Here is a 14,593-nt window from a genome sequence, read left to right as displayed (position 1 = left end):
AATAACCCGGAAAAGGCAAAACTGCCTGATCCGAAGCTGTGGTAACAAGATGCTTAAATCAACCCGGGTCAGCCCGCGACAGCCATTGGAAATCCTTTATCCGACCGGACGTATCGGCGTGATTTCACTGGCGACTGATTTCAATATCGAAGCGGACTTGCAACGTATGTATCCGCAGGATGTGGGGTTCTTCACTACCCGGGTCCGCAATGTTAATCCACTGACCATCGAAAACTTACGTACTATGGCCCCGGGCATCAGCGCGGCGGCCGATCAGATTCTGCCGGGAACCGATCTGGATGCCATCATCTATGCCTGCACTTCCGGCACGGTTGCCATCGGTGTCGATGAAATTACCCGGCTGGTACATGAAACCCGCCCGGGGGTGCCGGTGACGAATCCGGTTACCGCTGCGCTGGCAGCGTTTGAATGTTTCTCGGCCAAACGTATTTCCATCCTTACCCCCTATACCGAAGCGGTAAACGCCGAGGTGGCTGCCTTTTTTGAATCTCAGGGAATTGAAGTGCTGAACATTGCCGGTTTCGGTTTTGAAGATGACACCGCGATGACCTACATCACCCCGCAGGATATTGCTGAGGCGGCGATTGAAAACTGCGACCCTGCTGCGGATCTGATGTTCATTTCCTGCACCGCGCTGCGGGCTTCGCTGGTGCTGGATCAGGTTGAGCAGGCGCTGGATATTCCGGTGGTCAGCAGTAATCAGGCACTGGCCTGGCACAGCCTGAAGCTGGCCGGACACAGTGCGCCTGTCGCGGGATTTGGCCGTTTAATGAACGCCCATCTGAAATAAAAATTTGCTGAAAAGCGTGACTGTTTTTGGAGTTTGTAAGATGTCTTTAGATCAGAACCTGATAAGCCGGATGACCGAATGGCGTCAGCACCTGCACCGTTTTCCGGAGTGCGGCTTTGATCTGCCGTTAACTGCCGACTTTATTGCTGAGAGGCTGACAGAGTTTGGCATTGAAGTGACCCGTAATATTGGTCAGCAGGGCATTGTTGGTGTTCTGAAATGCGGTGATGGTGCAAACAGCATCGGTTTACGGGCGGATATGGATGCGCTGTTCATTCATGAAGAGAACCAGTTTGAACACCGTTCCCGGCATGACGGACAGATGCACGCCTGCGGTCACGATGGTCACTCCGCCATGCTGCTGGGGGCTGCCTGTTATCTGGCGGAACACCGGGATTTTAACGGTACTGTCCATTTTATTTTCCAGCCGGATGAAGAGCATGGCCGTGGCGCTCAGGCCATGATTGATGACGGACTGTTTGAGCGTTTCCAGATTGATGAAGTGTATGGCCTGCACAACATGCCGGGCTTGGCGGAAGGCACCTTTACGGTCCGTCCGGGTTCCCTGATGGCCAGTGAAAGCAGCTTTGAGATTGTGATTGACGGTGTGGGTGGCCATGCGGCGATGCCACACCGCGGTGTTGACCCGATCGTGGTGGGTTCGCAGGTGATTCTGGGTTTACAGACCATCGTTTCCCGTAACCTCAGTGCCATTGAAGAAACCGCGGTGGTGTCTGCAACGGAGTTTGTCACCAACGGTACGGTGAACGTGATTCCTTCACAGGTGGTGATCAAAGGTGATTGCCGCTGTTTTACCGAAGATACCCTTAAGCGTATTGAGCAGAGCATGGAGCGTATCGTCGCCGGTATCTGCCAGGCGGCAGGTGCCAGCTACAAATTCGAACTGATCAATACTTTTTATCCCACTGTAAACAGCCCTGAACACACTCAGTTTGCCATTCAGGCTGCCCGCACGGTGCTGGGCGCTGAAAATGTTGAGACGGACTGTTTACCCCTGACTATTTCAGAAGATTTTTCCAGCATGCTTCGGGTGAAACCCGGCTGTTACGCGCTGATGGGCAATGGCGTGGACTCAGTGGGCGGCTGTGCTCTGCATAACCCGGAATACGATTTTAACGACCGTATTCTCGGGGACGGAGCACAGTACTGGATCCAGCTGGTGAAAGACCGTCTGAAATAACTCTTTCTTCTCAACCTTACCTTAACTCTAAGAATAAAATTTGAGGATATAAGCATGAAAAAATTGTTAACGGCTCTGTTAGCGCTGGGCATCAGCTTTGGTGTCAGTGCAGAAACCTGGAAGTTTGCGTCTGAAGAAGACAAAAAAGACGTTCAGGATATTTTCGCGCAAACCTTTGCTGACACCATCAAGAAAGAATCTGACGGCGACATCCGCGTTAAGATTTATTACTACGGCCAGCTGGGCACCGAAAACGATATCGTTGAGCTGACTGCCAAGGGGACTGTGCAGTTTGTATCTGTGGGTACCGGTCACCTGGGCTCTTACGTACCTGAAGTACAGGCGATCAGCGTACCGTACGTAATGGGTACCGACACTGACGTTGTACGTAAGGTACTGACTGGCAGCAAGACCATCTATAACGATCTGGCAGATCGTTTTGAAAACGTAAACCTGAAGCTGTTAACCATGATTTCTGAAGGTGAGATGGTATGGGGTGCTAACAAAGCAATCCGCAGCCCGGAAGATTTTGCCGGCCAGAAGATCCGTACTTTCACTTCAACCATTCCGGTAGAAACCTACAAGACTTTCGGCGCCACACCGACCCCGCTGTCCTGGGGTGAAGTATACGGTTCACTGCAGCTGAAAACCGTTGACGGCATGGTTAACCCGATTTACTTCATCTACAACGCTAAGTGGCATGAAGTTCAGGATTACCTGATGTTCCCGGGCCAGCAGCCATACGTCGGCACGGTTTCCACTAACAGCGAATGGTTCAACGGTTTGTCTGCTGAGAAGCAGGAAATGGTACGTAAAGCCATTGCCGCTGCTGAACAGGCTGCCCACGAATACCAGCTGAAGATCAACCAGGAAAACATGGACAAGATCATGGCGGAACGTCCTGATATCAAGGTTGTGACCCTGACCCCTGAAGAGCGTAGCCGCTTCAAGGAACTGAGCACGTCTCTGCACGAAACTTACTATGACGTTGTAGAAAACGCCTATGACGATGCAGATAAGGCTTCTGCCCGCGAAGGTGCGAAGAAGATTCTGCAAAACCTGATTCAGGAAGTGAAAGACGCTTCTTAATCAGTGACTCTCTTGCCCGCCGGTGTAGATGTTATGCCGGCGGGATGCGTTTAAAGATGTGCAGAGGCAGGGAGCGCCGCACCGTTCCAGGGGTATGTTCTTATGAAAAAGATATTTCATAACGTCAGTGTTCTGACTGAATCGATAGAGAAGTGGGTTGTCAGCGGAGCCATTTTGCTGATGATGGTGAACTCTGTCTCCAATGCTATCGGTCGATATTTTTTTGGTAAGAGCCTGTTCTTTTCTGAAGAGCTTAACCAGTTTCTGATTGTGGCCATCACCTTTATCGGCTTTGCCTATGCGGTGCGCAAAGGCCGCAATATCCGTATGACCGCCCTGTATGATTCGCTGGGCTTTAAGGCGAAGAAAGCACTGATTATTGTGATTTCAGTGGCGACGGCAGCCCTGATGTTCTACCTGGCCTATAAAGCGGTGTTTTATGTGCAGGAACTCAAGGATATCAACCGTTTAAGCCCGGCACTGCAATTCCCGGTATACATCATTTACGCGGTTATCCCGCTGGGCCTGAGCATTGCGGGTATCCAGTATCTGATCGCCTTTTTTATGAACCTGACCCATGAAGAGATCTATCTGTCGCATGAAGTGATGGATAACTGATCACTGCGGTTTTTTGAATTTAAGCGTTGTATCTACAGGCCAGGTGAATGATATGAGTGGGTTGTTTGAGTTTTTTTCTGATGTGATAGCCGGTGAGCTGGACATCTATGTGGTGACCTTTGCGCTGGTTTCGGCCATGGTAATCCTGTTATTTCTGAGTTTTCCGATGGTGGTACCGCTGGCGGTAGGTGCACTGATCGGGCTGGTGCATTTCTCCGGCATTGATACCGGTGTAATCATCCAGCAAATGGTGACCGGTATTTCACCGAATGCCCTGATTGCCGTGCCGATGTTTATTCTGGCGGCGGACATTATGACCCGGGGCCATACCGCCCATAACCTGCTGGGGCTGATTGAAGCTTTTGTAGGGCACCGCCGTGGCGGATTGCCGATCACTACCTGTATCAGCTGTACGTTGTTTGGATCGGTATCCGGCTCAACCCAGGCGACGGTGGTTTCCGTCGGACAGATTATGCGGCCGAAGCTGCTGCAGGCCGGTTACAAAGACAGCTTTGTGATGGCGCTGATCATCAACGCCAGTGATATTGCCTTTCTGATTCCCCCGAGTATTGGCCTGATTCTTTACGGTACGCTGGCCAACACCAGTGTGGGTGAGCTGTTCATTGCCGGTATCGGTCCGGGAATCGTACTGGCGCTGCTGTTTTCTGCTTACTGCTATGTATACAGCGTCTATCACGCGGACAGCATTGCCCTGGTGGAGAAAACCAGCTGGAGTGAAAAGCTTCAGTCGATTAAAAAAGCCTTGTTGCCACTGGGTTTCCCGGCGCTGATTGTCGGTGGTATCTATTCCGGAGCGGTGACGCCGACAGAAGCGGCGTCCTTCTCAGTGCTGTATGCGATCATCGTGGAATGTGTCATCTACCGTGAACTGGACCACAGAGATGTGATTGATGCGGCGCTGAGCACCGGTCTGATTACTGCAGTGGTATTCATTCTGGTGGGTATGGGGCAGGCATTCTCCTGGTATATTTCATTTGAACAGATCCCTCAGGAGCTGCTGGCACCGCTGAATCTGGAAGACGCGTCCAAAGAATATGTGCTCTTTGTTATCGCGCTGGCGTTCTTTGTGGGCTGTATGTTTGTGGATTCACTGGTGGTGCTGGTGATCCTGACGCCGATCTTCGTGCCGATTATCGGTGATGTTGGCCTGGACCCGGTTTTAGTCGGTGTGATGATTACCCTGCAAATGGCCATCGGCTCAGCGACGCCGCCGTTTGGCTGCGACATTTTTACGGCAATTGCTATTTTTAATAAGCCGTATCTGGAAGTAATCCGTGGCACCTTGCCCTTTATTCTGATTTTGTTTTTGATGTCTGCATTGCTGATTTTCTTCCCGGAAATTGCCCTGTTACTGCGTGACCTGGCATTTGGCGACTGATTCGGCAGGTATTGAGAGAAGACCTTTATGACCAACACGTTAATTGCTCCGCCCCGCGGGTTTGAGCGCAGTGAGTTTGAAAACCGTACCGCTAAGCTGCAAGCGTTAATGAATGCGCAGGGCATTGATGCGGTATTCCTGTCCACTGAACCTGAGTTTCGTTATTTCAGTGGGTTTAAATCCCAGTTCTGGGAAAGTCCGACCCGGCCATGGTTTTTAGTCGTACCGGCCGAAGGTTTGCCCATTGCCGTGGTACCGGAAATCGGCGTCGCCGGGTTTGACGATACCTGGGTGGAAGATGTCCGCAGCTGGCCGGCACCCCGGCCGGAAGATGACGGTATCAGCCAGTTAGCCGGTGCCCTGAAAGATGTGTCCAAACGGCATATGAAAATTGGTGCCATGCTGGGCCCGGAAACCCATCTGCGGATGCCGGCAGCCAACTTCCAAATGTTGCAGGATATGCTCAGCCAGCATGAAATGGTGGATGTGGCGACGCTGATACGGGAAGTTCGCAGTGTTAAATCTGCCGCTGAGATTGCTAAAACCCGCTTTGCCTGTGAAGTAACTGCTGCTGGTTTTGATTACCTGTATGCCAACCTGAAAGCGGGTATGACGGAGCGTGAAGCCTGTAAAGCCATGCACATTGAAATGCTGCGGCTGGGTACGGATGCCTGTCCGTATCTGATATCAGCGTCCGGGCAGGGTGGCTACGACAATATCATCATGGGGCCGACCGACCGTGTTCTGGAGCGGGGCGATGTGCTGATCATCGATACCGGCGCCAACTTCGATGGTTATTTCAGCGATTATGACCGTAACTTTGCTTTCGGTCAGGTGGATCAGGCAACGCACATGGCGTATGAAGCGGTGTATGAGTCAACCGAAGCAGGGCTGCGGACAGCTGCCCCGGGCCGGACCACCGGTGATGTCTGGCAGGCCATGTGGAATGTGCTGGAAGGGGCCGGTGCGCTGGGTAACGATGTGGGCCGTATGGGGCACGGCCTTGGCATGCAGCTGACTGAGTGGCCTTCTAATGTTGAGGGCGGCGATGTGGTGCTGAAAGAAGGCATGATCCTCACGCTTGAGCCGGGTATGACGTTTGCTCCGGGTAAAATGATGGTGCATGAAGAGAACATTCTGATTACGGCGAATGGCTGCGAGATGTTACATAAACGGGCCTGGCCAACCCTGCCGGTGATTGACCGTTAATATCGCTACCGATGAAAAAGCCCTGTTTATCAGGGCTTTTTTGTGTCTGCTTTTACTCTGAAGAATGCTCCGCTTATTCCGCTGATACCTCTGCCGGTGTTGCTTCTTCCGGGCCGGACAGTGCAATAACCCCAATTACTCCTGCTCCCATCACCAGGCAATACAGCATACTCAGGGTCGTGCCTTCATGGATAAGCGCCAGCAGTATAAAGCTGGCGCTGGCGGCTGAGTCCAGTATCAGGTGTCCCCGGTAGGAAATGAGCCCTTTGAAGCTGAGGGCGTAGTCCGTGAACAGGCTGTACAGGATCAGTCCTGCGCCAGCGATCGTTGAAAACCAGTAAACCAGTACCGAGTCTTCCTGCAGGTTCAGCAATCTGGGCGCCAGAATCAGCACAATGGCGGCGGCATAGTCGAGAACACCGTGCAGGGTGGGAGTGATGAATTGTAGTTTCATGGCAAAATTCCTATCAATTAAGTTTCGAATCGAAACTATAATATTGAGAATTATCCATGCCTGTCAATAATGTTTCGATAAAGAACTATTTTCGTTGCCCGTCAAAAGCAATGCCATTACCATGTTTTCAGTTGTTCAAAGGGGTATCAGACGGGCGTTCAGGCGTGCCGGAGCATGTATTTTATGATTCATCACGACATTACCGATTATCTGGAAGCATTGTTTAATATTCATCGCGGGGAGCAGCGTAAGCTCGCGTCAGAGCTGGGTTTACAGCAGATTCATCTGCAAATTCTTTATTATCTGGAGCGGTGTAACCGCTACAGCGATTCACTGCTGGTGCTGACGGAGTTCCTTGGCCAGACCAAGGGCACGGTATCCACGTCTGTGGCGTTGCTGGTTAAGAAAGGCTATCTGATCAAGCAGCCTGATCCGGTTGATAAGCGTAAAAGCCATTTACAGCTGACCGAAACCGGCGTGCAGGCGGCCGCCCGGCAAACGGGCCTCTGGCAGGCCGGGCAGGGCTTGTTGGATGACGCGCAGAATGAGCAAGTGCGTCAGGCGCTGGATGTGTTGTTGCGCCAGCTTCAGCAGGCCAACGACTATAAGGTATTCGGCGCTTGCCACAGCTGCCGGCATTTATGCACGAATAACGGAGGGCATTATTGCGGTCTGACTAATGAAGCGCTGAACAGTGCCGAACTGCAGCAGATCTGTGTTTACCATCAGGAATCTTGAAAAGACTGACGTGTTTCAGGAGACATTTTCAGCCTGGTTTCCGGAAGAGAGGAGAGAATGATTTACACAGCATGGGAGGCATAAGTGGCTGATAACCCTTGTGACGCATCTCTTATGTGGGGTAAAAATAAAACGCCGGTTTAGAAAAATAATAAGGTGAGGACTCATTATGCTTGATCCGATAAGTAGCTTTGCGATCAACTTTGTCGCAATTCTGGGTGGTATCCTGTTGTTTATTTTCGTGGCAGGTCTGCTTGCCTGTGTGGTGATTTATCAGATAGATAAACATCAGACGACCCAGACCATTCGCCGCAACTATCCTCTGTTTGGCCGTTTCCGCTATGTGTTCGAGCACTTGGGAGAGTTTTTCCGTCAGTATTTCTTTGCGCAGGACCGGGAAGAAATGCCCTTTAACCGGGCGCAGCGCAGCTGGGTGTACCGGGCTGCAAAGAATGTTGAAGATACCATCGCCTTTGGTTCCACCCGTGATTTGCGGATTCCCGGCACCTATTATTTCCTGAATTGCCCTTTCCCCACCCTGACAGAAGATGCGGTAACAACCCGGCCGTTACGGATCGGTCCGCACTGTGCGACACCTTATGACGCTAAATCCTTTTTTAATATCTCCGGTATGAGCTTCGGGGCGCTGTCCAAACCGGCGGTACTGGCGCTGGCAAACGGTGCCCGGGAAGCCGGTTGCTGGATGAATACCGGTGAAGGTGGGATTTCACCTTACCATCTGGAAGGTGGCTGCGACATTGTCTGCCAGATCGGCACCGCTAAGTACGGTGTGCGGGATCTGGAAGGCCGGTTGAGTGATGAAAAGCTCCGTGAGAAAGCGGCGATCGAACAGGTGCGGATGTTTGAGATTAAGCTCAGCCAGGGAGCAAAGCCCGGTAAGGGCGGTATGTTGCCAGGTGAAAAGGTCAGCGCTGAAATTGCAGCGATTCGGGGGATTCCTGAAGGGGAGCCGTCTATCAGTCCGAACCGCCATCCGGACATTGCTTCCATTGATGACTTGCTGGATATGGTCAATCACATCCGGGATGTAACCGGCAAGCCGGTAGGCTTCAAGCTGGTGTTGGGTTCGACCACCTGGCTGGATGAGTTCTGTGAAGCGGTAATCGCCAGAGGCATCGAGCAGGCACCGGACTTCATTACCATTGACAGTAGTGACGGCGGCACCGGTGCAGCACCGATGCCCCTGATGGACAGCGTTGGCCTGCCGTTAAAAGAAAGTCTGCCGTTGTTGGTGAATAAGCTGGTCATGCATGGCTTGCGGGAGCGGATCAGAATCGTGGCGTCCGGTAAATGTATTAACCCGACGGATGTGGGCGCGGCACTGTGTCTGGGGGCGGATTTTGTGGTCGGCGCCCGGGGCTTTATGTTCGCGCTGGGCTGTATTCAGGCGCTGCAGTGTAACAAGAACAGTTGCCCAACTGGGATTACCACCCATAATAAAGATCTGCAACGCGGGCTGGTACCGACAGATAAAGCGGTACGGGTACGCAATTACCATGACAACCTGGTCCATCAGGTAGCCATGATCGCCCATTCCTGCGGGGTTTCGGAACCCCGGGAATTAAAGCGGGAACATGCTGCTGTGGTGTTAGAAGGGGGCCGTTCAGTACCGCTGAATATTCTTTACCCTGAACACTGAACCGGGCCGTTAACAGGGAGAAGGTTATGACAAAGTTAGCTGATCAGCAGGGCAGTTGTTTGTGTGGCGGTGTAAGTGTAAAGGTCGAACAGCTGGATGCTCAGGTGGGCGTCTGCCATTGCGGTATGTGCCGTAAATGGGGCGGCGGGCCGTTGCTGGCGGTGGATTGCGGTACCGGTGTGCAACTGGACGGTGACAGCCTGGCAACCTTTGCATCATCCGAATGGGCCGAGCGGGGCTTTTGTCAGCGCTGTGGTACCCATCTGTTCTGGCGGATGCGGCAGACCGGCCAGTATATTATGCCGGCGGGGTTATTTACGGATACGGAAGGGTTCGTGCTGGATCACCAGATCTTTATCGACCACAAGCCGGACTATTATGCGTTTGCCAACGACACCAAGTGTATGACGGAAGCGGAAGTAATCGCGATGTTTGCACCGGACGGTGATGGCTCAGCCTGATGGTATTGTCTGCAGCCCCTGACGGGGCTGTCAGAAGGAATTGGTTCAGTTACCGCAGACCAGATTAAAGATCATCGAACCAGTGTTCATCATCGATTTCGCTGACTAAAGCTTTTTGTTCGCGATGATTTTCGATTGCGCGTCGCGCGAGAAGTGACCGTTTGCTGGCGACTTTCTGTCGCGCCTGTTGCTCTTCCTCTTCGATGCCTACCATGAGATCGAAGATTTCCGTTTGCAGTTCGTTGAGATCCTGATTTTTACGTAGCTGCATAGCACTCGCTCCTATACTCTTTCTCTAAGCAATCTGGCCCTCTGGTTTGATTGTATAGATCAGATACCAGAGAGCGGCTGCTGAAATGCACCGCAATAGTTTAATACGATTTTTGTACAATTTTCAAACACCGGTCCACAGAATAAGGGAGCACGGCTATTGATCAGCGACCGGCAGATTAGCAGGGGCAGGTGACGCAACAATGACAGGAAGATGGCTGAAAAATTACAGCCCGGGTTTGCGAATAGGCAAGCGTTTGTCGTTCTGACGCAGGCTTTTGAGGCTGCGTTTGATGGTTTTCAGGTGATCCAGCAGACCCGGTCCCAGCTTCATGGCAACGCCCACCGCCAGTACATCGATGACCACCAGGTGAACTACCCGGGAAGACATCAGGGTGCTGAGATCTTTATCTTCTTCCAGATCGATATGGATAGAGATGTTGGCCAGTGCCGACAGCGGTGTGTTGCTCGGACACAGGGATATCACTGTTGCGCCTGCCGCTTTCACCAGTTTAATGGCGTGCAGCAAATCTTTGGTCCGGCCGGTCTGGGAAATGGCGATGACCACATCATCATTGCTCAGGGTGGTGGCGGAGATCATCTGCATGTGCGGATCAGAATACGCGGATGCAGAAATTTTCAGACGGTGGAATTTATGCTGGGCGTCGTCACACACCGGGGCGGATGCACCGAAGCCGTACAGTTCGACACGGCCAGCTTTGGCAATGGCGTTGATGGCTGACTCCAGAGTGTCTGAATCCAGCTCCTCACGGACCCGCATCATATTGCCGACGGTCGAGTCGAAAATTTTCTGCTTAAACTCACTGACCGTATCTTTGCTGTTCAGGGAGAACTGTTCAAAGTTGGCATTGCTGGCCAGACCCTGGGCCAGGGTGAGTTTGAAATCCTGAAAGCCGTCATAGTTCAGCGCCCGGCAGAAACGGACTACCGTTGGTTCACTGACGTTTGCTTCTGAAGCCAGATCGACAATGCGCATATGGATCACCTCTGAAGGGTTTTCCAGTACGTAATCAGCAACTTTCTGTTCTGATTTACGCAGGTTGCTTTTTGCATCAGCAATCGATTTTAAAAGATTCAGAGACTGCAACGTCCGACCTCTTCAGGATGATGGGTGTTCAGGGAGTATATCAATAAAATCGCCATTCTATAATCTATCCGCAGAAAACCCCAGAAGGTCTGTTGGTACTTTGGTTACTGATTGAAATTGCAGCAAATATGGCTGCGTGCTATTTTCCCTGAGTGAATAATAATAACTGCATAATTTTGTCCGCCTGCTGCGGTGTGATTGGTGTATGTAATCCGCTTTGCAGACTGGCATAGAAAGGGAGAACAACGTGAAACGTCGTGAGATAGTTAAAGTCCTCGGTCTGGGGGCGGCTGCGGTCGGTCTGGCTGCTTGTACGGAAGAAAAAGCACCGGTTGCTGACTGTAAACCGGAAGCGGCACCCGCACCGGCTGCACCTGAAAAGCCTGCACCGATTGAATGGAAAATGGTAACCACCTGGCCGAAGAACTTCCCGGGTCTGGGCACCGGCGCTAATAAACTGGCGGAGCTGATCGGTGAAATGTCCGGCGGCCGTATCACCGTTAAAGTATACGGTGCAAAAGAGCTGGTTGGCGCACTGGAAATTTTCGATGCGGTATCCCGCGGTACTGCTGAACTGGGGCACGGCGCTTCATACTACTGGAAGGGTAAATCTACGGCGGCACAGTTCTTCGCAGCGGTACCTTTCGGTCTGACAGCACAGGAAATGAACTCCTGGCTGTACCACGGCGGCGGTATGGAGCTGTGGGAAGAAGTTTATGCTGAGTTCGGTCTGATTCCGGGCGCAGCAGGTAACACCGGTGTTCAGATGGGTGGCTGGTTCAACCGTGAAATCAACAGCGTTGAAGACCTGAAAGGTCTGAAAATGCGTATTCCGGGCCTGGGCGGTGAAGTGCTGAAGCGTGCCGGTGGTACCCCTGTACTGCTGCCGGGCGGCGAAATCTTCCCGTCACTGCAGTCCGGTGCGATTGATGCAACTGAGTGGGTAGGTCCGTATAACGATCTGGCGTTCGGTCTGCATAAAGCGGCGAAATATTACTACTACCCGGGCTGGCATGAGCCAGGTACCACGCTGGAAACGTTCATCAACAAGGAAGCGTTTGAGAAACTGCCGGCTGACCTGCAGTCTATCGTCCGTAACGCGATCCGTGTTGCAAACCAGGATATGCTGGCTGACTTCACCGCGAAGAACAACCACGCACTGGAACAGCTGGTGAATGAGCACAATGTTGAACTGCGCAAGTTCCCGGATGAAGTACTGATGCAGATGAAAGAACTGTCTGATCAGGTTGTTTCTGAAGAAGCGGCGAAAGATCCAATGTCGAAGAAAGTGTTCGATTCTTTCGTTAAGTTCCGCGATCAGGCGAAGAAGTGGCACGCTGTGTCTGAACAGGCTTACCTTAACGCCCGTTCTCTGTAAGTGTTTTGTACAGATAAAAAAGGCCGCATTTGCGGCCTTTTTTGTGGCTGGTATTCAGATAACTGAGCGTGATCGCTGAATGAAATACAGGCCCAGTAACAGCAAAACAATGCCGATAATCCGGGAGCTGTTTACCGGAATCTGCGGGTTACCCAGCGCGCCAAAATGGTCCAGCACGGTGGACATAATAAGCTGACCGACAATGGCAGCGGCGAGCATGTTGGCGATGCCAATCTTGGGCATCAGGTAAAGCATGGAGCTGACAAACACGGCACCGAGAAAACCTCCACAGTACAGATACCAGTTAATCTCTGTGAGTTTACGGATTTCAGGTACGCTGCGCTGGACGAAAAACAGCACCAGCAAACAGGCGATCAGACCACCGATATAAGAGATCAGTGTCGCCTGCATCGGATGTTCCATTAAACCACCGAGCCGGGCATTGAGCGCGCCCTGGATGGGCAGCATAAAGCCGGCAGCGATGGCGAGCAGTAATAATCCGTATTGCATAGACGCTCCCTGTGCAGAAGTTTACTGAGCCGGTCCGACAGCCTTCTGTAACGAATTGAATGGCCGGATCCAGGCGCTGTCTACCAGGCTGGCCGGTAAGGCTTTCCGGCTGATAATGCGGGCCTTTTTAATGCGGGTCACACCGGTTCTGAACAGGACGATGTAGACATCGCCCAGTTGTGTACGGGCCGGGAAGTAGATGACTTTGCCGGCCAGTTTATGCTGGCGTATGTAAGCATCCACCTGTTCAAGGGTGGCCAACTGCACCAGCTGGGTAAGATATTCCTTACCCGGCTGTAACAGGATCCATTCCAGACTTTGCAGCCCGGAAACCGTTTGTGGAGCCGCTACGGGTGCCGGTTTGCTGATGCTGGTGAGACGCTTGCCGGAAGTCAGGTTTTTGGTGGAAACCTTTGCGGTTGCCTCCGGTGCTTTTTTAGCGGCTTTTTCCTGTGTTTTTTCCACTGGCGGGCTGGCAACAGCGACAGTAACCTTGGGCGGGGTAGCCGGCTTAGCTGGCTTGGCAGGTTTTGCCGGTTTAGGTGGTTTAGGCGCTGCTGCAGGTTTTGCCGGTTTAGGCGGCGTTGTGGTTTTGATAACGACTTTTGTCTTTGGGGTGTGTTTAGGCTGTGGAATCAGTTCTGATTTCAGTTTGTCGGTCAGCACCGGTTTGGCTGCTTCAGCTTCCGCTTTGGCGGCCCGTTCTTCCGGTGAAATCTGTGCCAGCCGTTCATCAATGGATTGCAGCAGGGTGGAGCTGGATAAGTGCCCCAGTTCAGCAGAATGGCGGGCATATTCCCGGGCTTTCTGCAGGTCCTGTGGTACCCGCAGGCCTTTCAGGTAAAGGATGGCCAGATGGTACAGGGCATAGGGATTATCCTGAGCGGCAGCCTGTTCATACCAGTTAATGCTGGCTTCAATATCCAGATCGGAATACATGATACCCAGCGCCAACTGAGCATCCTGATTGCCGGCGACGGCGGCCTGCTTAATCCAGCTGTGGCCCAGGCGTTCATCCTTTTCGACCCCTTCACCACGCAGTAGCATGACGCCGGCGGTGAGCTGGCTGTCGATAATACCGGCTTTGGCAGAGCGGCTGATCAGTTCAAAGGCTTTGGCGCCGTCCCGCGGGACACCGTTCCCCTCTTTGTACAGCATGCCCAGATTCCGCTGGGCGTGGGGGTTATTTCTGTTGGCTGAAAACCGGTATGCATCGATGGCCTTGTCCAGATCGATATAGGTTCCCTGGCCGTGCTGGTAAGCCAGTCCCAGATAATAGCCGGCTTCAGCCAGTCCGGCCTGACGGGCAACTTTCAGCCATTTGAGGGCGTTAGCCTGACTCTGGAAATCATCAAAATGGAGGCTATAGGTTCGTGCAGCAAGGAAGGCCGCTTCGCCATCTCCCTGTTCAGCCAGTGGCTCACAGGCAGCCAGTGCTGCTTCAACCATGTTGGTCTGAAATGCTTCCCGGCAGGCGTCCTGAGCAGGCTGCGCAGCCGCCAGGCACAGCGCCGGCAGCAGGGTAATTGCAGCTATGACAGATGTAATCAGACGCATCAGCGTGCTACTCCAGAAACCGGTGTATTGGGCCTGCAGAGAAAGCAGTCAGGGGAGAATGCTGCAGGGTATGAACTAGGTTGCGTCCCGGCAGATTAGTTACCGGGGCATTATACCCCGGCAAATAGTC

Annotated in this window: 15 protein-coding genes; 10 read left to right on the top strand and 5 right to left on the bottom strand. The window is 52.5% G+C overall.

The genetic code is table 11. The features are described 5' to 3' along the window. The first annotated feature begins 49 nt into the window (after positions 1 to 49). The 6 genes from JYB63_RS06905 (at position 50) to JYB63_RS06880 (ending at position 6,327) form a co-directional block, all read left to right on the top strand. Positions 50 to 811: a maleate cis-trans isomerase family protein gene (locus JYB63_RS06905; RefSeq protein WP_205657114.1), complete on the top strand. Its 762-nt coding sequence runs from the start codon at positions 50 to 52 to the stop codon at positions 809 to 811. A 40-nt stretch (positions 812 to 851) separates the two neighbouring features. Beyond that, entirely contained in the window at positions 852 to 2,012 is a 1,161-nt protein-coding gene (locus tag JYB63_RS06900; RefSeq protein ID WP_205657113.1) for a M20 aminoacylase family protein, read from the top strand. A gap of 54 nt (positions 2,013 to 2,066) precedes the next feature. Next, positions 2,067 to 3,101 carry a TRAP transporter substrate-binding protein gene (locus JYB63_RS06895; RefSeq protein ID WP_205657112.1) on the top strand — a complete coding sequence of 345 codons (1,035 nt, stop codon included), beginning with the start codon at positions 2,067 to 2,069 and terminating at the stop codon, positions 3,099 to 3,101. A 102-nt stretch (positions 3,102 to 3,203) separates the two neighbouring features. Then, on the top strand, positions 3,204 to 3,719 hold the full coding sequence (locus JYB63_RS06890; protein ID WP_205657111.1) for a TRAP transporter small permease: 516 nt from the start codon (positions 3,204 to 3,206) through the stop codon (positions 3,717 to 3,719). 52 nt (positions 3,720 to 3,771) lie between these two features. Continuing rightward, positions 3,772 to 5,118 (top strand): TRAP transporter large permease, encoded by a 1,347-nt coding sequence (locus JYB63_RS06885; RefSeq protein WP_205657110.1) that lies wholly within the window; start codon positions 3,772 to 3,774, stop codon positions 5,116 to 5,118. Between the two features lie 27 nt (positions 5,119 to 5,145). Then, complete coding sequence (locus JYB63_RS06880; RefSeq protein WP_205657109.1) at positions 5,146 to 6,327, top strand: M24 family metallopeptidase; 1,182 nt, start codon at positions 5,146 to 5,148, stop codon at positions 6,325 to 6,327. A 73-nt stretch (positions 6,328 to 6,400) separates the two neighbouring features. Here JYB63_RS06880 and JYB63_RS06875 read toward each other — a convergent pair whose 3' ends face one another. Continuing rightward, positions 6,401 to 6,781 carry a hypothetical protein gene (locus tag JYB63_RS06875; RefSeq protein ID WP_205657108.1) on the bottom strand — a complete coding sequence of 127 codons (381 nt, stop codon included), beginning with the start codon at positions 6,779 to 6,781 and terminating at the stop codon, positions 6,401 to 6,403. Positions 6,782 to 6,964: 183 nt separating this feature from the next. On the opposite strand from JYB63_RS06875, the gene JYB63_RS06870 reads away from it, so the two are divergent. The 3 genes from JYB63_RS06870 (at position 6,965) to JYB63_RS06860 (ending at position 9,640) form a co-directional block, all read left to right on the top strand. Beyond that, positions 6,965 to 7,519, top strand: coding sequence for a MarR family winged helix-turn-helix transcriptional regulator (locus JYB63_RS06870; protein ID WP_205657107.1), 555 nt, complete (start codon positions 6,965 to 6,967; stop codon positions 7,517 to 7,519). A gap of 169 nt (positions 7,520 to 7,688) precedes the next feature. After that, complete coding sequence (locus tag JYB63_RS06865; RefSeq protein WP_205657106.1) at positions 7,689 to 9,179, top strand: FMN-binding glutamate synthase family protein; 1,491 nt, start codon at positions 7,689 to 7,691, stop codon at positions 9,177 to 9,179. Between the two features lie 26 nt (positions 9,180 to 9,205). Then, a complete protein-coding gene (locus JYB63_RS06860; RefSeq protein ID WP_205657105.1) occupies positions 9,206 to 9,640 on the top strand; it encodes a GFA family protein in 435 nt (144 codons plus the stop codon). A gap of 64 nt (positions 9,641 to 9,704) precedes the next feature. Here the strand turns inward: JYB63_RS06860 and JYB63_RS06855 are convergent, their stop codons facing one another. Next, positions 9,705 to 9,911 (bottom strand): PA3496 family putative envelope integrity protein, encoded by a 207-nt coding sequence (locus JYB63_RS06855; RefSeq protein ID WP_205657104.1) that lies wholly within the window; start codon positions 9,909 to 9,911, stop codon positions 9,705 to 9,707. 225 nt (positions 9,912 to 10,136) lie between these two features. Then, a complete protein-coding gene (locus tag JYB63_RS06850; RefSeq protein ID WP_205657103.1) occupies positions 10,137 to 11,018 on the bottom strand; it encodes a MurR/RpiR family transcriptional regulator in 882 nt (293 codons plus the stop codon). 247 nt (positions 11,019 to 11,265) lie between these two features. On the opposite strand from JYB63_RS06850, the gene JYB63_RS06845 reads away from it, so the two are divergent. Further along, on the top strand, positions 11,266 to 12,396 hold the full coding sequence (locus JYB63_RS06845) for a TRAP transporter substrate-binding protein DctP (protein WP_205657102.1): 1,131 nt from the start codon (positions 11,266 to 11,268) through the stop codon (positions 12,394 to 12,396). Between the two features lie 54 nt (positions 12,397 to 12,450). Here JYB63_RS06845 and JYB63_RS06840 read toward each other — a convergent pair whose 3' ends face one another. Together JYB63_RS06840 and JYB63_RS06835 are read right to left on the bottom strand one after the other, a co-directional pair. Next, a complete protein-coding gene (locus JYB63_RS06840; protein WP_205657101.1) occupies positions 12,451 to 12,906 on the bottom strand; it encodes a DMT family transporter in 456 nt (151 codons plus the stop codon). Positions 12,907 to 12,927: 21 nt separating this feature from the next. Then, positions 12,928 to 14,463, bottom strand: a complete 1,536-nt coding sequence (locus tag JYB63_RS06835) for an SEL1-like repeat protein (RefSeq protein WP_205657100.1) — start codon at positions 14,461 to 14,463, stop codon at positions 12,928 to 12,930. Positions 14,464 to 14,593: the final 130 nt, after the last annotated feature.

This window comes from Aliamphritea spongicola (genome assembly GCF_017051665.1).
Lineage (GTDB): Bacteria > Pseudomonadota > Gammaproteobacteria > Pseudomonadales > Balneatricaceae > Amphritea > Amphritea spongicola.
Note: the sequence above shows the minus strand (reverse complement) of the source record. Positions and strands in the feature narration are given on the sequence as shown.